Annotated in this window: 20 protein-coding genes; 7 read left to right on the top strand and 13 right to left on the bottom strand. The window is 63.0% G+C overall.

Going from position 1 to position 17,923, the window contains the following annotated elements; all coding sequences use genetic code 11:
* Nucleotides 1–10 precede the first annotated feature (10 nt).
* Entirely contained in the window at nucleotides 11–163 is a 153-nt protein-coding gene (locus B9A23_RS23060) for a hypothetical protein (RefSeq protein ID WP_217806605.1), read from the top strand.
* 18 nt (nucleotides 164–181) lie between these two features.
* Here B9A23_RS23060 and B9A23_RS11915 read toward each other — a convergent pair whose 3' ends face one another.
* On the bottom strand, nucleotides 182–703 hold the full coding sequence (locus B9A23_RS11915) for a GNAT family N-acetyltransferase (protein WP_084279294.1): 522 nt from the start codon (nucleotides 701–703) through the stop codon (nucleotides 182–184).
* 98 nt (nucleotides 704–801) lie between these two features.
* Entirely contained in the window at nucleotides 802–1,143 is a 342-nt protein-coding gene (arsC, locus tag B9A23_RS11910) for an arsenate reductase (glutaredoxin) (RefSeq protein WP_084279544.1), read from the bottom strand.
* A 199-nt stretch (nucleotides 1,144–1,342) separates the two neighbouring features.
* On the opposite strand from arsC, the gene B9A23_RS11905 reads away from it, so the two are divergent.
* Nucleotides 1,343–3,430 (top strand): TonB-dependent receptor, encoded by a 2,088-nt coding sequence (locus B9A23_RS11905; RefSeq protein WP_254895088.1) that lies wholly within the window; start codon nucleotides 1,343–1,345, stop codon nucleotides 3,428–3,430.
* A gap of 51 nt (nucleotides 3,431–3,481) precedes the next feature.
* On the opposite strand, the gene B9A23_RS11900 is transcribed toward B9A23_RS11905, so the two are convergent.
* Together B9A23_RS11900 and B9A23_RS11895 are read right to left on the bottom strand one after the other, a co-directional pair.
* Nucleotides 3,482–3,991: a (2Fe-2S)-binding protein gene (locus B9A23_RS11900; protein ID WP_084279291.1), complete on the bottom strand. Its 510-nt coding sequence runs from the start codon at nucleotides 3,989–3,991 to the stop codon at nucleotides 3,482–3,484.
* Between the two features lie 32 nt (nucleotides 3,992–4,023).
* On the bottom strand, nucleotides 4,024–4,788 hold the full coding sequence (locus B9A23_RS11895; protein ID WP_084279289.1) for a class II aldolase/adducin family protein: 765 nt from the start codon (nucleotides 4,786–4,788) through the stop codon (nucleotides 4,024–4,026).
* On the opposite strand from B9A23_RS11895, the gene B9A23_RS11890 reads away from it, so the two are divergent.
* A complete protein-coding gene (locus B9A23_RS11890) occupies nucleotides 4,787–5,455 on the top strand; it encodes an SOS response-associated peptidase (RefSeq protein WP_254895107.1) in 669 nt (222 codons plus the stop codon). The two genes, B9A23_RS11895 and B9A23_RS11890, sit on opposite strands and share 2 nt — an antisense overlap.
* Here the strand turns inward: B9A23_RS11890 and B9A23_RS11885 are convergent.
* The 7 genes from B9A23_RS11885 to B9A23_RS11855 all read right to left on the bottom strand — a co-directional run bounded on the left by B9A23_RS11885 (nucleotide 5,400) and on the right by B9A23_RS11855 (nucleotide 12,802).
* Nucleotides 5,400–6,362: an alpha/beta hydrolase gene (locus B9A23_RS11885; RefSeq protein ID WP_254895087.1), complete on the bottom strand. Its 963-nt coding sequence runs from the start codon at nucleotides 6,360–6,362 to the stop codon at nucleotides 5,400–5,402. The genes B9A23_RS11890 and B9A23_RS11885 overlap by 56 nt on opposite strands.
* A gap of 66 nt (nucleotides 6,363–6,428) precedes the next feature.
* The gene (locus B9A23_RS11880; protein WP_084279542.1) at nucleotides 6,429–7,775 is read right to left on the bottom strand and encodes a hypothetical protein; all 1,347 of its coding nucleotides are present in this window, start codon (nucleotides 7,773–7,775) and stop codon (nucleotides 6,429–6,431) included.
* Nucleotides 7,776–7,864: 89 nt separating this feature from the next.
* Nucleotides 7,865–8,737 carry an HpcH/HpaI aldolase/citrate lyase family protein gene (locus tag B9A23_RS11875; protein ID WP_084279288.1) on the bottom strand — a complete coding sequence of 291 codons (873 nt, stop codon included), beginning with the start codon at nucleotides 8,735–8,737 and terminating at the stop codon, nucleotides 7,865–7,867.
* Between the two features lie 19 nt (nucleotides 8,738–8,756).
* Nucleotides 8,757–10,016 (bottom strand): MFS transporter, encoded by a 1,260-nt coding sequence (locus B9A23_RS11870; RefSeq protein WP_139797442.1) that lies wholly within the window; start codon nucleotides 10,014–10,016, stop codon nucleotides 8,757–8,759.
* Complete coding sequence (locus B9A23_RS11865) at nucleotides 10,016–10,444, bottom strand: DUF2141 domain-containing protein (protein ID WP_084279285.1); 429 nt, start codon at nucleotides 10,442–10,444, stop codon at nucleotides 10,016–10,018. The genes B9A23_RS11870 and B9A23_RS11865 overlap by 1 nt, the downstream gene beginning before the upstream one ends.
* On the bottom strand, nucleotides 10,441–11,151 hold the full coding sequence (locus B9A23_RS11860; protein WP_084279284.1) for a sterol desaturase family protein: 711 nt from the start codon (nucleotides 11,149–11,151) through the stop codon (nucleotides 10,441–10,443). Before B9A23_RS11860 ends, B9A23_RS11865 begins: the two co-directional genes overlap by 4 nt.
* A 73-nt stretch (nucleotides 11,152–11,224) precedes the next feature.
* On the bottom strand, nucleotides 11,225–12,802 hold the full coding sequence (locus B9A23_RS11855) for a DEAD/DEAH box helicase (RefSeq protein ID WP_084279283.1): 1,578 nt from the start codon (nucleotides 12,800–12,802) through the stop codon (nucleotides 11,225–11,227).
* 328 nt (nucleotides 12,803–13,130) lie between these two features.
* Here B9A23_RS11855 and B9A23_RS11850 point away from each other — a divergent pair, with 328 nt between their 5' ends.
* Nucleotides 13,131–14,441 carry a M20/M25/M40 family metallo-hydrolase gene (locus tag B9A23_RS11850; RefSeq protein WP_084279281.1) on the top strand — a complete coding sequence of 437 codons (1,311 nt, stop codon included), beginning with the start codon at nucleotides 13,131–13,133 and terminating at the stop codon, nucleotides 14,439–14,441.
* Nucleotides 14,438–14,626, top strand: coding sequence for a DUF1289 domain-containing protein (locus tag B9A23_RS11845; protein WP_084279280.1), 189 nt, complete (start codon nucleotides 14,438–14,440; stop codon nucleotides 14,624–14,626). Before B9A23_RS11850 ends, B9A23_RS11845 begins: the two co-directional genes overlap by 4 nt.
* Here B9A23_RS11845 and B9A23_RS11840 read toward each other — a convergent pair.
* On the bottom strand, nucleotides 14,599–15,918 hold the full coding sequence (locus B9A23_RS11840) for an alginate export family protein (RefSeq protein ID WP_254895086.1): 1,320 nt from the start codon (nucleotides 15,916–15,918) through the stop codon (nucleotides 14,599–14,601). The two genes, B9A23_RS11845 and B9A23_RS11840, sit on opposite strands and share 28 nt — an antisense overlap.
* Before the next feature lie 300 nt (nucleotides 15,919–16,218).
* On the opposite strand from B9A23_RS11840, the gene B9A23_RS11835 reads away from it, so the two are divergent.
* Together B9A23_RS11835 and B9A23_RS11830 are read left to right on the top strand one after the other, a co-directional pair.
* Entirely contained in the window at nucleotides 16,219–16,794 is a 576-nt protein-coding gene (locus tag B9A23_RS11835) for a TMEM165/GDT1 family protein (RefSeq protein ID WP_084279276.1), read from the top strand.
* Between the two features lie 37 nt (nucleotides 16,795–16,831).
* On the top strand, nucleotides 16,832–17,335 hold the full coding sequence (locus tag B9A23_RS11830; protein ID WP_084279275.1) for an MmcB family DNA repair protein: 504 nt from the start codon (nucleotides 16,832–16,834) through the stop codon (nucleotides 17,333–17,335).
* A 5-nt stretch (nucleotides 17,336–17,340) separates the two neighbouring features.
* Here B9A23_RS11830 and B9A23_RS11825 read toward each other — a convergent pair whose 3' ends face one another.
* Nucleotides 17,341–17,658, bottom strand: a complete 318-nt coding sequence (locus tag B9A23_RS11825) for a hypothetical protein (RefSeq protein ID WP_084279540.1) — start codon at nucleotides 17,656–17,658, stop codon at nucleotides 17,341–17,343.
* Nucleotides 17,659–17,923: the final 265 nt, after the last annotated feature.

Below are 17,923 nucleotides of genomic sequence, written 5' to 3'. Positions count from 1 at the left end.
AAGTTAAGAGATGAGGGCGCATGACACGGACATGGCCCGCACCATCGCCCTCATCCATGCGCCTCTCGCCGACTTTTCGGCGGTTGAACTGGCGCGCAAGGCGATCGTCCTTGGCTGCGCCGCCGCGCTGATCATGGCGGGCAAGCCTTTTCTGTTCTTCTGAAGAAGACCCGGCGACCAGTTAATCGATGGCAGGCGAAGGGATGGTTTGCGTCATCCAGCATGCCTGCGATCCATAGGCCGCAACCTTTGCTTCAAGCTCCGCTGAGATTTCTGCTGCAGCGAAACCCAACGACCGCCAATAGGCCGCTGCACCTTCCACCGCGATCAATTCTGCGCGATCCAGTTTCTGCTGCGCAGCCAATTCGAAGGCACGGTTTACCAACCGTCGTCCCAGATCTAAACCGCGTCCGTTGGCCCCGACTGCAAGATCATGAATAAGCAGGACTTCGTTCCGTGCGGAAGGCGACAGAATCGCGCCAACGGGCGGTGGACTCTGCCGTGGCCACCCATGAGCGAGCAGATAGCCTGCCAGTTCCCCATCAAGGACTGCGGCCAGGCAGAATTGCGGGGAGACGCCGAGCCGGCTCGCGAATGCGTCGGGAGGTTCGACAAGAAAGGATGGATAGACCTCTGACTGGATTGTTAGCGCGGCTGGCAAGTCACACCGCGCCAACGGGCGTATGATGATGTCTTCAGACACTGCTCGCCCTGATCGAAGTCTTGTCGCGCATTCGCCAAGTCCTAAGCATATTATCGGCTAGCCTGCGTACCTTTATAAGCGCTGCCTTCCCGCGGCACTTACAAGATCTCCAGCACCTTTTCCTTCGGGCGGCACAGGCGGGCGCCCTTGTCCGTCTCCACCAGCGGGCGTTCGATCAGCTTGGGTTCGGCGGCCATGGCGGCGAGGACGGTGGCGTCGTCGGCTGAGGGGAGGCCACGTTCTTCGGCGTCAGTGCCGCGCAGGCGCAGGCCCTGCTGCGGGTTGATCCCTGCGTCGCGGTGGAGTTGGGCGAGCTTTTCGGCACTGGGCGGGGTCTTGAGGTATTCGATCACCGTCACCTCAGCGCCTGCTTCCTCAAGCATTGCCAGCGTGTTGCGCGAGGTGCCGCAGTTGGGGTTGTGCCAGATCGTCGCCTTCATCGGTGCCTCCTGCGAATAACCTGACCGCTTCATAGCGCTCGAAATCCCGCCTGCAATGACGAGCAAGAGAGCAGCGCTTTGACGCAGGTCAATGTTATTGCGAAAAATTCGCAAAATTGGCTTGCAAGTGCGACTGAGTCGCAATACTCGCCCTCTTGCGAATGATTATCGCAAGCACGTGATCGTTAAGGGGACTACCGTGAACCGTCTTTCCAGCCTGCTGCTCGCCGGAACCATGCTGATGCCTTCTGCCGCCTTTGCAGAGGATCTCGTGCCAGCAGACGCAGCGCTGGATGCAGAGAGCGGCAACACCGTGATCGTGGTTACCGGCACTGCAGACGGCTATCGCCCAGTCGATGCCAATGCGGTCAAGACCCCGACGCCGCTGGTGAACGTGCCGCAGACCATCACCGTGCTGACGCGTGAGCAGCTTGACGATCAGGGTATCACCCAACTCGGCGACGCGCTCCGCTATGTTCCGGGCGTCGTGCTCGGCCAAGGTGAGGGCCACCGCGATCAGGTGAACCTTCGCGGCCAGAACACCACAGCCGACTTCTATCTCGACGGCCTTCGCGACGACACGCAGTACTACCGCTCACTCTACAACATCGAGCGCGTGGAGGTGCTGAAAGGTGCCAATGCGCTGCTGTTCGGCCGTGGCGGCGGCGGCGGCGTGATCAACCGCGTCAGCAAGACGCCAGACCTTACCCGCGAGAAGGGCGAGGCCAGCGCCAATGTCGACAGCTTCGGCGCCTTCGCGCTTGCCGCAGACTGGAACCAGCCGTTCACCGAGACGGTCGGCGCGCGCTTCAACGGCACTTACGAGGAATTCGACAATCACCGCCAGGACTTCGAGGGTCGCTTCATCGGCGTGAACCCGACGCTGGCGTTCGAGCCGGGCGAGAAGACCCGCATCGAACTGTCCTACAATTACGACGATGATCGCCGCACCACTGACCGTGGCGTGCCTTCGCAGAACGGCAAGCCTCTGACGGGCTACGATGACACGTTCTTTGGCCGCAGCGACGTGAATATCGCGACGGTGAAGGCGCATATCGCACAGGCCCGGCTCGACCATGAATTGGCCGACGGCCTCAGCTTCAATGTGCTCGGCCAGTACACCCACACCGACAAGTATTATGGCAATGTCTTTGCCGGCAGCGCGGTCAACGCCAATAAGGTTACACTCTCGGGCTATACGAGCGCCAATGTGCGCGAAAGCTGGGTCGGGCAGACCAACCTCGTGTGGGAAGGGAAGACCGGCGGCATCGGCCACACCGTGCTGGCGGGCCTTGAAGTGTCGAGCCAGGACACCTCCAGCCTGCGTTCCGACCCGATCTTTGCCGGATCCGCGACCGTTGCGCTGGCCAAGCGCCTGACAATTCCCGCCGTCTCCTTTGCCGCGCCGAGCCGCTCGACATTCAGCCGCGTCGATACCTGGTCGGCCTATTTCCAGGACCAGATCGAGCTCGCCTCGTTCCTGCAGGTGGTGGCAGGCGTGCGCTTTGACGAATTCAGGATCAGCGCGGACAACCGCGTCCCGCCAGTGGCGACGAACAGCCGCACCGACCGCAAGTGGTCGCCGCGTTTTGGCGTCATCCTGAAGCCGCAAGAGAGCGTCAGCTTCTACGGCAGCTTCACCCGCACTTTCCTGCCACAGTCAGGAGATCAGTTCGGCTCGCTGGATGCAACGCAGGCAACGCTGGCTCCCGAGCAGTTCGAGAACCTCGAGGCAGGCGTGAAGTGGGACGTGAACCCCAACCTTGCGTTTACCGCAGCGGTCTATCAGCTCGACCGCGAGAATTCGCGTTTCAACAACCCCGCCACCGGCTTTCCAGAGCTTTCGGGCAAGACACGGGCAAAGGGGGTGGAACTTTCGCTGGCAGGGCGCGTGCTGCCTGACCTGCAGGTGAGCTTGGGCTATACGCTGCAGGAAGGCGAGGTACGCTCAACAACGACTGCTGCCCCGGCTGGTCGCAAGCTGGCCCAACTGCCCAGACATCAGGCCTCGGCGTGGACACGCTATGATGTGACCGACAAGCTCAGCCTTGGTCTGGGCCTGACACACCAGTCAAAGAGCTTTGCGACGATCAGCAACTCGGTAACGCTGCCCGCGTTTACCCGCGTAGATGCAGCAGTGTTCTACGACCTGTCGGACCGCATCTCGCTGCAGGTGAACGTCGAGAACCTGACTGACACCGACTATTTCCCCTCAGCCCACACCGATAACAACATCACCACAGGTGAGCCGATCAACGCTCGTCTGACGGTACGCGCGAAGTTCTGAAACCCCAGGCGTCCGCCCCTTCCCCCCTCCCTGAGGGGCGGACGCCACCCCTTATCCTGCGCCAGGTGCAACGATCGCTGGGGGCGGAGCCGCGCTGACGGTTTCCTCGCCCCGCATCACGCGGGCGGCGCGTTGAATTGCACGGGTCAGACGCGGATAGACACCGCAGCGACAGATGTTGGTGATTGCCCGGGCAATGTCCTCGTCAGTCGGGCTGGCGTTGGTTATCAGCAGCGCCGCAGCGGCCACGACGATCCCCGGCGTGCAAAATCCGCACTGGATCGCCTGTTCAGCCACCATTGCCTGCTGTACCGGGTGCGAGCGATCGCCTGAAAGCCCTTCGATTGTAGTGACGCTGCGGCCCTCGGCCTCGCCCAGCGAGAGGGTGCAGCTCGGCAGCGCCTGCCCATCGACGATGACCATGCAGGCGCCACATTCGCCGGTGCCACAGCCGTATTTGGTGCCCGTCAGGTTCGCCGCATCGCGCAGCGCCCAGAGCAACGGCGTATCGTCCTCGAGACGATACTGCACGGGCTGGTTGTTCACGGTAAGGCGGGCCATGCTAGTGGCTTAGCCCGCCCTGTCCTGTTCGATCAATCCCGCCAGCTGCGGTCAATCCGGTCAATCCGGCGGACCCAAGCCGCAAAATCCGCTTCACCGACGTTTCCTCCGGCGTTCACCTGGGAAAGATCGCGCTGGTGCACCTTCACGACATCCTCACCGACGTGGATCGGCGGGCGCCCCATCGAAAGCGTCGCCATCTGGATTTCGCATGCGCGCTGCAGGCTCCATTGCGTGATGAACATCTGCTGCAGTGTCTTGGCGAGCACGACAGGGCCGTGATTGCGCAGCATCAGCACGCGCTTGTCACCAAGGTTGGCAAGCAGGCGCTCACCCTCTTCGGCACGGACAGTCACGCCTTCAAAATCGTGATAGGCTAGCTGGCCGATGAAGTTGCAGGCGTAGAAGTTGATCGGCATCAGCCCTTCTTGAAGGCTGCAGACCGCCATCGTCTCGGTCGTGTGGACGTGGGCAATGGCGTGGGCCCAGGGCAGATGGCGGTGGAAGTAGGCATGCTGGGTAAAGCCTGCCTGGTTCACCGGATAGGGGCTGTTGTCGAGCTTGTTGCCGTCGATGTCGATCTTGACAAGGTTCGACGCCGTGACCTCGCTATAGAGCAGGCCGAAGGGGTTGATCAGGAACGCGCCCTCCTCGTCCGGCACTTTCAGCGAAATGTGGTTGTAGATCGATTCGGACCAGCCGAGGTGATCGTAGATACGATAGCAGGCGGCGAGTTCCTGCCGCGCGTGCCATTCGGCATCGCTGCATTCGATATTCGGCCGCAAATGGGTGGCCATGGCGCTCTCCCGCACATATCTGGTTGTTATGTGCAACTTGTATCGCATGACCGGCAACGTGCAAGCCATCGCGCAGATGTTCGCGCCCTTGGCGAATGCGCAGATCAATTTGCCCGCGTTCGACGAGATTTACCCGGATGCCGCGGCGCCGGTGATCATCGCCAAGGGCGGTAAGCATCGGCTGGGCACGATGCAGTGGGGATGGCCGTCGTTCGGCTCGGTAAAGCGCCCGATCACCAACATTCGCAACCTGGCGTCGCCGATGTGGCGGTCGGCACTCGATAACCCGGCGCGGCGCTGCCTGGTGCCCGTCACCGCGTTTTCCGAATGGTCGGCACAGCCTGATCTGGCGACCGGACGCAAGCGCAAGCACTGGTTTGCCCTCAAGGACCAGCCGCTCTTCATGTTCGCTGGGCTGTGGCGGCAGACGGAGCAGGGCCCACGCTTTGCGTTTCTGACATGCGAGGCGAATGCGCTGGTCGGCAGGGTTCATCCCAAGGCCATGCCGGTCATCCTGGGATCGGCGGAAGAGCGGTTGCGCTGGCTGATCGCCGACGGAGACACGGGCCTCGCGCTGCAGCGCCCCTACCCGGACGAGGCGATGGTCGAGATCAGCGAGGAGCTGCCGGATCCTGCACCTTCGCGCCAGGTGCCGTTACCGTTCTGAGGAACGGCAACACGGCATCTACCGCGCGGGCATCGCGCAAGAAGGGTCTTGCGAACATCATGATGATCTTTTCGTGCGTTACGCCTTCGAGCAGTATTGGCTGATTTGAAACGCCTGCCCTTGTCAGCAGTTCGGCCAGCCGGCGCGAGTTACGCGGCTTGACCCGCGTATCGGCATCACCAGTGACCAGAAGCAGCGGCGGCGCATCGGCGCGAACGTGGTTGATCGGCTGGGTTGCGGGAAGATCCTGCGCCTTGCCGAAGGAGTTCACCGTCGCCGGGGAATCCAGCGGCAGGAAATCGAAAGGTCCGGCAAGCGCCACGGTGCCGCGAATGGCGCGATCGTCCAGGCCGACGCCGCGCAGCCATTGCCGATCGAGCGTGAGCATCGTGACGTTGTATGCGCCCGCCGAGTGCCCCATCAACGCCAGTCGATCAGGGTCCCCGCCGAGGCGGCGGGCATGATCGTGAACCCACCGCAGGGCCGCAGCGCCATCCTCGAGCATGCCGGGATAACGCGCTTGAGGATAGAGGCGGTAGCCAGCCAGAACGACGGCATAGCCCTGCGCGCACAGCGTGCGCGCAATAAAGCGATAGTCATGGGGGTCACCGCTGGCCCAACTGCCGCCATGGACGAACATGACCATGGGCAGCACCCCTTTCGCACCTTGAGGCACGAACATCTCAAGCTTCTGGGAGGGGTCCCCGCCATAGCGGGCCACGGCGACCTGACGGATTGCCCCATCGCCGCCATTGAGCAGTTTGTCCGCAGCATCGAGTACGGCAACGGCATTGCTCTGCAGAGCATGGCGAACACCGACATAACCAAGCACCCCGAGTGCCAAGAGGCATACAAGGGTCCAGCCGATCCAGCCCATGCGCCGTGCGCCCTTTGCCGTTGCCATCATGCTAAGGCGCTAGCAGGACGGCATCGGCGAAGAAAGCGGCCTGTTGGTCAGGTTAGGCAGCGTAGTTCAGGCGACGAGATGGCGAGCCGCCCGTTCGAACAGTGCAGCATCGTCGGCGACTTCGCCAAGAGCCACGATTTCCCCGCTTTCAAGGCGGCGCACCATGACCAGGGCAAACTCCGCTCCTTCGGGAGGAGCGACGTCGGTGATCTTGCGCGGCGCAATTGCCCGCAATGATTCGGCAAGCGCTTCAGGCCCTCGCTTTGCCAGCGCCCTGCCCGCTTCCTCACGCCGCAACCGTCGTTCGGCGTTGATGATCCCTTTAAGGCCGCCCTGCGCGTCGGACAGATACGCAGCCAGTGCGCCCTGGCCCAGCCCGATGCGGTGAGCATGGGTCAGTGCGGTGGCGTACTCGGTCAGTCGCGTCTTGTCGTAGTCCGCACCGAAGACCAGTTTTACCACCGGAGTCATCGGTGCCCTCTCCTGCATGGTCAGGCCGGCATCTTCGAGCAACTCGGCGAAGTCTTCAGGATTGGCTTGCGCGGCCAGGGCAAAGTCCCACGCCCTGCCGATCGCGGCATACAAGGTTGCGCGAGTACGGTCCTCGCTCGAATTGGCAGCCAGCGCCAATTCGCGCGCCGAGGCCAGCCAATCGGCCAGCGCTTCGGGTTGCGGCTCGATTGCCTTGCTCGGCAGGGGCAGGATATCATCGTCGAGACCGAAAGCCGGTGCAGGAAATTCGTCGAGATCGAGCGTGACCGGGCCATCCGCCCAGGCGTCCGTCGTTTCGATAAGCGGACGGCGCGGCTGCTGCTTGATCGGCGCGGTATCTAGCGCCTGACCGATTTCCAGCAGAAGTTCATCGGTCGTGGCCTGATCGGCCAGTTCCTTCCAGTTGATTGCGCCCATGATGAAGTCGATCTGCGACCCGTCGGACGAGAATGGCAGGAGAATGCCGCGGTACAGCACGGTGCGACCATGCTGGTTCACGAATTCCGCCTCGAAGCCGATCGGCGCCTGGTTGGCGATGATCTGCATGTAGTGGTCGGTAATGCGCGAGAGCAGCGAACGGCCCGGCACCTGGCTCAGGCGTTCAATCGAGCTTTCGGTACCGCATTCATCGGCAAGCTTCGCGCCGAGGAAGGTGATGGCCGGATCCTCGATGCCGTCGTCGAAGTGCAGGAGAACCAGATTATCGGCAAAGTCGGGATAGTGTCCGTCAAGCAACGGGCTGACGAGCGGAAAGCTGTGGCTGCCGAGTTGACCGGCCCAGTAGTTATAGGCCCGCACCTGCATGCGGCGCTCATCCTGACCGACCGGCTGCGGCGGCGGCTCGGCCCCAACGCCATCGTCATAATCGGCGAGATCCAGTTCCACCCCGCTGTCCCGGTCGATTCCGCGCAAACTGTCCATCACGTGCACTCTGATCCCCTTGTTCGGGACCTGTCTGGCGCAACTTCGTGAAGAACTGCTTAAGTTGCGCCAGTGTGCCTACGGCGAAGTTAACGCTGGCGGATGGCATCAGCCTTGCCAAGAAGCTGCTCAGCCTGCCTAAGATGCAGAATTTCAACCATTTTTCCACCAACGCGCAACGCGCCCTTGCCGGCTGCGGCAGGGTCGGCAAACGCCTCGACGATTGCTTCGGCTTCGGAGATATCTTGCGCCGAGGGAGCGAACACGCGGTTGCAAACGCCAAGTTGCGCGGGGTGAATAAGGGTCTTTCCATCAAAACCCGAATCGCGGGCCTGCACGCATTCCGCTTCAAGGCGCGCTTCGTCGTCAATCGCGTTGCACACCCCGTCGAGCGCGACCAGCCCATAAGCGCGTGCCGCCAAGACTGCCATCGTCAGTATCGGCACAAATGCTGCGCGTCCGGCGAGCTGGGCGATGCCGCTATCCTTGGCAAGATCATTGAGGCCGAGCACGAAACCGGCAAGTCGGGTTGTGGCGGCACAGGCCGCAATGCGCTCGAGCGCGAGTATGGCCCGGGGCGTTTCGATCATCACCCACAGCGCCACGCCTGCGTCGAACCCGGCGGCATCCATTGCCTGTGACAAGGCGAGAACGTCCTGCGCGTCGTCAACCTTGGGAGCTAGCAAGACATCGAGAGGGGTGGAGCCCAGGGCCGCGATGTCATCCGCGCCCCATTCGGTCGTCAACGCGTTGATCCTGGCGACCAGCAGGCGATGGCCAAAGCCGCCTTCTTCAGCTTGCGCGACCAGTGCGGCGCGCGCATCGGCCTTGGCCTCGGGCGCGACCGCATCCTCCAGATCGAGACATACTGCATCGCAATCAAGCGTGCGCGCCTTGGCCATGGCCCGAGCGTTACTGGCAGGCATGTAGAGCAGCGAGCGCAGGGGGCGGGCATGGGCCATCGACAGAACCTTCGGAGTGCTAGCGTTTGGGCGCAGGCACGACGTCCAGCCGCCCTTCTTCGCGCGTTGGCATAGGCGCAAAAAAGTGCATGGCAAGTGAAAGCGCCAGCCAGGCCGCTGCTGCATGGAGTGCGGCGGGCAAGCTGGCCATGTCGGCTACCGTGCCCCAGCACCACGCGCCCAGGGCCATGCCCCCAAAAGTCACCGCCTGGTAGATCGACAGACAGCGGCCGAGGATGTCCTCGGGACTGCGCAACTGCATGGCGACGTTGAGGCTGGTCATCGCACTGGCCCAGCCGATACCGCCGACGAACGCAGCCAGAACAGCCATCGGGATGCCGTTGGCCGAAGCCATGATCAATTGCGCGCTGGCAAAGATCAGCGTTGCCCCGGTGACAACCGCTTCGCTGCCGAACCGTTGGCGCACTTTCGAGACGAACAGCGCGGTAAAGATCGAACCGATGCCGAACCCGCCAAGCATGAGCCCGTAATCGAGTTCACTGCCCTTGAGGATATCCCGCGCAACGCTGGGCATCAGCGCCTGCAGGCCTGCTGCACCAAAGCCGATTGCAAGACCGCGCATTAGAACCTTCCGGATGGGCGAAGATGATGCGCAAAAGCGCAGGCCACGCCCGATCGCCGCCAGCATCGGCTCGCGCATCGGCGGAAGCGATTCTGGCCTCCAACGGGAGAGCACGACGATCATGCCAAGGTAGCTGACCGCGTTAAGCGCGAAGGCAAGGCTGGTATCCCACAGCGAGATGAGTATCCCGCCCAGCGCCGGTCCGACGCTACGCGCCAAATTGAACGAAATGGCGTTGAGCGATATCGCTTGCGGCAGATCCTCGCGACCCACCTGCAATCGTACTGAAGCCTGCCACGCCGGCCCGTTCAGCGCCGTGCCCATCCCGACCATCAGGGTCAGTGCAAGCAGGGAGAATGGTCCTACGCCACCGGTATAGGCAAGGACGGCCAGTACCGAGGACACGACCAGCATGCCCGTCTGCGCCGCCAGCATGACCCGGCGCCGGTCGTAGTTATCCGCGATGGCGCCCGCAAAGACGCCGAGCAACAGGATCGGAATCGTGGCCGAGGCCTGCACCAGTGCTACAAGAACGTGGCTGGTAGTCAGTTCGGTCATCAGCCAGGCTGCGCCGACCGACTGGATCATCGAACCGATGTTCGAGAACAGATTGGCCGTCCAGATTGCCCGGAAAGCGGGATAGCGGAAGGGCGCTAGGGCACTTTTCGAAGTCGACTGGACGGTTACGGCTGCCACTACAGATATCGGACCTTCATCTTCATGCGAACGGGCGCGCCACCAGTTACGCTGAACGCTGCGGCATCGAACTTGGGCGCCGACATCTTGACCGGCGCGTCGTTAGAAAAGCCGAAGCCTTCCTTCGGAAGGAAAAGCGCCTTGTCCATCTTCTTGTTCCCGTTCTCGTCGTGCAGCAGAACAATGGCATAGCGCCCCGGCATGACGTCGCGGATCACCAGCGGGCCGGGCTGATCGGCCCGAAACGAGGCGGTGCGACGATTGGGATCCCTGTCACAGCCTTCCGGGAAAAGCTTGGGATTTGCGCTCATGCACAGCCACACCATGCCCTTGGTGTTGCGCAGGCCCGTGACCTCGACAGTGACGCTGGTCGGCGCCGCGGCATTCCCGGCGAGCACGAGGGGGAGCAACCAAGCTATGCGCTTCATGGGGCGGACAATCCCTTGTCGGTGCCGCACATCCGGTCCCAGAAACGAAAGTAGAGACCGTAGTTGCAGCGATAGAGTTCATGATGACGGTGGTGATGGCTTGCCGTTATCAGCCAGTTCCCTGCTCGCGAATGAACGAGCCATGCGGGAAACATCTCCCAGCCCATGTGGTTCGTCACGCCCATCACGGTCATCACCAGCAGCACCAGCCCCAGCATCCCGACATGGATCGGGATCACGAAGACCAGCGCCGGGATCAGCAGCGAAACGATCGCCGCCTCGATGGGATGAAAGTTCATCGCCGCCCACGCAGTCGGCGGACGGCTGGCATGATGGATTGCGTGGACCCTCCGGAACACTGCCGGACGGTGCATCCAGCGGTGAGTCCAGTAGAACCACGTATCGTGGATGAAGAGATAGAGCAGCAGCGAGACCGGCATCCACCACAGCGGATAGGCCTGCGGATCGGCGTAGATCTTCGTCCACCCGCGCTGCTGCCAGCCCCAGGCGACAGCGCCCGCCGGCACGCCATAGATGGCGGCCGTGGCGAGGCTCCAGGTGATTTCCGAGCGGATCTGCCTGTCGAGGCCGGTGTAGTGTCCGGGCCGCACCTTGTGCGTTGCCCACGCGAACATGCCGCTGGTGATCAGGTAGCGCACTGCCACGATCACGGTCATGGCAATCGCCGAGGCAAGAACGCTGTCCATCGCGCCGCTCTATGCCAAGGTTTGCGGCCAGAGGACAGCCCTGCCTTGGGGCAGGGCTGCACCTGAGGAGAAATCAGCTCGCGCGGCGAACCTTGTGCTTGTGGGCGCCGACGCCCGGCGCACCGCGGGGGCGGAAGTGGCGCGGCTTGTTGCCGTCCTCGCGCTCGCCACCGTTGAGGGTCGCTTCAAGTACTGGATTGCGCACCGGACCGCGATCGGACTGGGCACTGTCACGACGCTCCTGACGCGGCGAGACGTCGCGCGGACGACCGTCGCGGCCTTGCGCACGACCGCCATGGGCCTGGCTGTTGCGGTTCTGACCGCCCCGACCCTCGCCACCACGGCCTTCGCCACCACGGCCTTCGCCGCCACGGCCTTGGCCACCACGCCCCTGTCCTTGGCTGCCGCGACCACCATTGCCACGCGCATCGCGGGCATCGCGGCGAGCGTCCTGCTCCATTTCAGCAGGCTTGCGGCTGGGCGCGGGCAGCTTGGCTGCTTCGGCCATGAAGTTCTCGGGCAGGCCCATGGTATCGATCTTGACCCGGGTCAGCTTCTCGATGTCCTTGAGGTACGGCTTTTCGTCCGGCGCGCAGAAGCTGATCGCGATACCGTCGGCCCCGGCACGCGCGGTGCGACCGATGCGGTGGACGTACTGTTCCGGCACGTTGGGCAGTTCGAAGTTGAACACATGGCTCACGCCCGAAACGTCGATGCCGCGCGCGGCAATGTCTGTGGCGACCAGCACCGGGCACGAGCCCTGGCGGAACGCCTCGAGCGCGGCGGTGCGCTGCGCCTGGCTCTTGTTGCCGTGGATGGCGCGGGCGTCGATCCCGGCGGAAGACAGATGGCGCACCACGCGGTCGGCGCCGTGCTTGGTGCGGGTGAACACCAGCGCGCGGTCGAGTTCCTTCGAGGCGAGCAGCGCACGGATGCGCAGCGTCAGCAGCGCCTGCTTCTCGGCCTGGTTGATGAACGTGACGAACTGTTCGACGCGCTCGGCCGTGGTCGAGTTCGGGGCAACTTCGACGCGCACCGGATTGACGATGAACTGCTTGCCAAGGTCTTCGATCGCCTTGGGCATCGTTGCCGAGAAGAACAGGCTCTGCCGCGTCTTGGGCAGCAGGTTGGCCACGCGCTTCAGCGCATGGATGAAGCCGAGGTCCATCATCTGGTCGGCTTCGTCGAGCACGAAGATCTCGGTTCGCGACAGCGTCAGCGCGCGCTGGTCGATCAGGTCGAGCAGGCGGCCCGGCGTGGCGACGAGTATGTCGACGCCCGGCACGAGACGGCGGGCCTGCTTGCCCACCGGAACGCCGCCGAACACGCAGTCGACCGACATGTTCAGGTAGCGGGCATAGCCCTTCATGTTGTCGGCGATCTGCGCGGCGAGTTCTCGCGTCGGCGAGAGCACCAGCATGCGGCATGAAGCCGGCTTGCGCGGCTGCGGGTTTGCCGCAAGGCGGTGCAGTGAAGGCAGCGAGAACGCAGCGGTCTTGCCGGTGCCGGTCTGCGCAATGCCAAGCAGGTCACGGCCTTCGAGCAGAGCAGGGATCGCCTGGCGCTGGATTGGCGTGGGATCGTTGTAGCCCTTGGATTCGAGCGCACGAAGAATGGGTTCGGCAAGGCCGAGATCGGAAAAGTAGGACATGATAATGCTTTCATCGGCGCATCGGCAACGGCCGACGCACGAGGTGTGTGTTCGCTGGGCGCACGCGCCGAAGGGGCACGAGCGGGGTCGATCGTGCGACCCATGCGTGAAAGGGGAAGCGGGCGGGGCAAAAACCGTTCGTCCGGGGCGGATTTCTGCCGTTTCAGCGAAATCTCACGCCAGCACCCGGATTGCAGCGGATAGTTCCGCCGCCGGTCTTGCTGGGCCGCACATAGGTATGGATTGCCGACAAAGCAAGGAAATTCCGGCAAAAGGCGGTTGCATGGCACCGTCCGAGCCGCCACCCTGCGGCAAAAGGAGTGGGTTGATGCGTTTCACGTTTGCTCTGTCGGCAGCGCTTGTCATCGGGACAGGCTCCGCTCAGGCTGCGCCCAGAGGCGCCGAGGCGAAGATGGTTGCCACCGTCGATGCCGAACAGGCGCGCACGCTGAAGTTCCTCGAAACCATGGTCAACCAGAACTCGGGCAGCCGCAATCTCGATGGCGTGCGCAAGATGCGCGACATCGTCGTGCCTGAATTCACTGCGCTGGGATTCTCCTCGCGCTGGATACCGATGGAGCACATTGGCCGCGCGGGGCACCTCGTCCTGACGCACAAGGGCAGAAAAGGCGGAAAGAGGCTGCTGTTGATCGGCCACCTCGATACCGTGTTCGAGCCTGACTCATCGTTCCAGACGTATGTCCTGAACGGAGACAGGGCGACCGGCCCCGGCGTTGGCGATGACAAGGGTGGCATCGCAGTCATCCTTTCCGCGGTGCGCGCCATGCACGCCGCCGGAACGCTGGAAGCAAGCAACATCCAAGTCTTCCTTACCGGTGACGAGGAGGAGGCAGGTTCGCCCACCGACGTTGCCCGCGCCGATCTGGTCGCCGCAGCCAAGGTTGCAGACGTCGCGCTCGATTTCGAAGGCCTGTCGCGCGAGGAAGGCCGCGACATGGGGTCGATTGCCCGTCGCTCGTCGCAAAGCTGGTCGCTCACAGTCGAGGCAAAGTCCGGCCATTCCAGCGGGGTGTGGGGCCCAAATGCCGGTGACGGCGCAATCTACGCTGCGGCGAAAATCGTTAGCGCTTTCCGCGAGGAACTGCCCGAGCCCAACCTCACGCTCAATGTCGGCCTTATCGCGGGCGGGGCAGAAGCTGAGGTCGCGCAAGACAATGCCCACGTCTCGGCCCAAGGCAAGACCAACATCATCGCTGGCAAGGTTGTGGCTCGCGGCGATCTTCGCACCCTGAGCCCCGATCAGAACGCCACTGCGATGCGCAAGATGCAAGCGATCGCTGCGCGCGCCTATCCAGGCGTGACCGCGGCAAGGATCGATTTCAGCGAAGGCTATCCGCCGATGGCTCCGACTGATGGCAACAAGGCATTGCTGGCAAAGCTAAACAAGGTAAACGCAACGCTCGGCCTGCCACAGATGCTGCCGCTCGATCCGATGAAGCGCGGGGCCGGAGATATCAGTTTCGTCGCCGAATACCTCGATGGACTGGTCGGCCTTGGCCCGCACTCGACCGGCGATCATGCGCCGGGAGAGACGGTTGATGTGCCCAGCATCTGGACCCAGGCGAAGCGCGCTGCGCTGCTGATGACCCTTCTTTCGGCGGAGAAGTCCGCACGGTGAGCGAAGCGCACCCGCCAAGTCCCTGCACCGGCATATGCGAAGTCGACCGGCGCACCAGCATCTGCCGCGGCTGCCGGCGCACGCTCGGTGAAATCTCCGCGTGGTTCACTGCTACAGCGATTGAAAAGCATGCCATCCTGCGTGATCTCGCCGCGCGTCAGAGCGACAGCGTCAGGTCCACATAGCCGTACGTTGTGTTCCCGGTCGGCGGCGCATTGGGGGCATCGCGCAGAACGCGGCGCTTTAGCAGCATTGCCGCCCCGCCATCCACCTGCAGCAGCCCCGGCACGATCCAATGGCGCACCCGGCCCTCGATCTGATGCCCCCCCAAACGCCCTGAAGCCCCATCTGCATCGCGCACGCCCGTTGCGGCGAACTGGTCGCGCGGATTTTCGGCCCAAGCGGTGCGCCAGGCAATGAACGCATCGGTACGCTTGGACGGCGTCACTTCCAGCCGCAGCGAAGGCGAGACGATATTGCTCCGACGGAACGGCCCATACAGCCCGTTCGGCCCGAATTCGAAGCGCCGTGCAGAATAGAGCGTGTCGAACCGCGTGAACTTGCCGGCCGAACCCTTGTCCCCGCTCGCCGCATCGAACATCGCGACCACCCTCGGACTCCAGCCGGTTGCAAAAGTATATCCCGCGTCGGCGTGGAGAAACCACGCCCGCACTTCGAGATCGGTCCGGTCCGCCAACCCCGCCGTCCGCCGCGCCTTGCCGAACTGCCAAGCCGCCTCCACGTCGTGATCCCAGGCTCCGGCCCTCGCGTTCACAAAATGACGTGCCCCTACTGTTCCGATGCGCCTGTTCGCGGTCACCAGTCTGGCGCTGTCACGCTCGAACAGCCCAAAGACAAAAGGCTGCAGCGTTCCGCCGAGGACCTCCGGCAACGTGCCATGCACGCCAAGGAAGACCACGTCGAAGCTCTCGCGATCCCATTCCACCCGGTCGCTCCGGATCCCCGCAGGATCATCGGGCAGGCGCTGGTGCGGCAAGGTCAACATCACGTCGAGCTTGCGACCCTTGTCGTCATTGAGTGAAAGCAACGCGCCGGTGAATGCATTGGTCGTGTTGCGAAACCGCTGCCGCGCCACAACGCGACGGTTACCGAGGTCCAGCGTATAGCGCCCCAGTTTCAGCGAACCCTGCCTGCCGAGCTTTAACGCGATATTGGCCTGTACCAACTCAAGCGCATTCACCTCGCCGGTATTGGCCGAAGACCTCGCATCCTGTGCCCACGCCCGTGCATCCCACAACTCGGCATGGAACCGCAGTGGCCCGGCATCATAACTGGCAGCAAGTTCGGTGCGCAGCGACACCATGGTGTCGGTTGCCGGTGCGGGTAGTGGACGGAACTGCCCGCTGATCGATTCGACCCGTAACCGCGCGGAAGCAGACAGTGTCAGGGGGTTTTCTTCCGCCCAAGCCGGATGCGCGACACAACAAGCGAGGGCGGCAACAGCGGTACGCTTCACTTGAAGACCCTCATTCCACGCCTCCGTGGTCGGCTGGCGCATTGCTTGCCCTTAGCCTGCACTTGCGCGCTGCACCATACGCCGCTAACGCGCCAACACGTCACTTGGGGAGTAGCCACCGCGTTCGCGGCCCTCAGCGTCAACATGCTTGGTCGAGAGGCCATGGCGCAGGCGGCAGAACCACCCTTCATCGGAACAGGTTCACCGGGCGAGACCAATGACAGCGAACCCATCGTCCGGGCCGGGCGGAGGGGATCGCTGTCGTTGGCCTGATCGCTCCGCCCGGCCCCGGAAGTTCTGATGTTCGAAGCTTTGACAACGTCCACCGCGATCGTCGCACTTGCCGAGATCGGCGACAAGACGCAGCTCCTGGCAATCATTCTTGCCACCCGGTTCAAGCGCCCGCTACCGATCGTGCTCGGCATCCTTGCCGCAACGCTGGCCAATCACTTCCTTGCTGCCCTGCTCGGCGCGACTGCTGCCGCATACCTCGACGGCCAGTGGTTCCGTTTTGCTGTTGCGATCGGCTTCGTGGCAATGGGATTGTGGACGCTGGTGCCCGACAAGATGGACGAGGACGAGGCGCCCAAGCAAACGCGCTATGGCGCCTTCCTCACCACACTGGTCGCTTTCTTCATTGTCGAGATGGGCGACAAGACGCAGATCGCGACAATTGCGCTCGGCGCGCGCTTCAACGATGCACTGGCTGTCACCGCCGGCACTACGATCGGCATGATGCTAGCCAACGTACCCGCAGTATTTTTCGGCAACGAACTTATCAAACGCGTGCCTTTGGACGTCGTGCGGATGATTGCTGCAGCCCTGTTGGTTGCCACCGGCGTTTGGCTTTTCGTGCAAACGCTGGGTATCTTCTGAGCTTTCCAGCGTTCGGCCTTTGTTCTACCATATTGGCATGAACGAATCAGCGGTTACGATCTCCGGCACCAATCCCGAGGTTTTGGAACGGGAAGCCCGCGCCGTAGCGCGTGGCATCTGCCGTCTCTTTGCGCGCAACGATATCTGGTGCTTGTCCGAAATGCCGCTGCGCTCTGGCCGTCGGGCCGACCTGATGGGTATTGATGCCCGGGGACAGGTCGTGATTGTCGAGATCAAGGTCAGCCGGGCAGACCTGCTCGGGGACTCAAAATGGACCGATTATCTCGACCATTGCGACCGGTTCTACTGGGGTCTTGCGCCCCATCTCGATCGGGCAGTACTCCAGACAGAGGATTTCCTGCCGCACGCCTGCGGCGTGATCGTGGCCGACGGCTATGATGCCGAAATATTGCGGCCGGCTCCAAGTATCCCGCTTGCGGCGGCACGGCGCAAGGTCGAGGTCGAACGCCTTGCCCGCGCCTCGCTGCGGCGGCAGTTGGTGGGGTCGGATCCGCGCTGCGCCGAATGGGGTGCAGGCTGACGGATTCAAGTCCGCCGCTTGATACCAAGAGGGGGTATCAGGGCGAGCAATGCGGAACGCGCCGCAATGAATTCGTGCCAAAGCGCCAATGCCGGCACCTGCGGAGACTGGCCACGTGCAGAAACAGCGAGCAGCGCCGCGAGGCCTGGCTCCATGAACGCCGTCAGATCATCCACCCCCTGCCGGGCATGCTCGTAGCGCCAGCCGCCAGTATCGCGCATGATGGCAGGGAAGTTGCGGATTTCTGGCTTGCGCATTTCCTGTTGCAACCCTGCCAAGGTCGCAACGACCGCCGCAGCATCGTGCAAGGCAGACCATGTCATCGACATGGCGCTGCCAGCTGCGTTACCGAAATCCGCCCGTCCAGACACAACCGACGCGGGAGCCGCGCCGCCTGCCGCGAAAGACGAGTCACTGGAATAAGGTGGAAGTGCCTGCATGATTCGCAGGAATACCCCACCGCAACTAACCAAAATGCTAAGCGATCAGCTCGCCGCTTTCAGTTAAGATAAAACAGCTGGCTTGCTTGCCCACGCACTGCTAGTTGCCCGTTCGGTCCTTCGCCTGTAATCCAGAAGGATCGAGCGC

Origin of the sequence: Novosphingobium sp. B1, assembly GCF_900176395.1 — a bacterium.
Classification (GTDB): domain Bacteria; phylum Pseudomonadota; class Alphaproteobacteria; order Sphingomonadales; family Sphingomonadaceae; genus Novosphingobium.
This window is presented reverse-complemented; position numbering and strand designations above follow the sequence as displayed.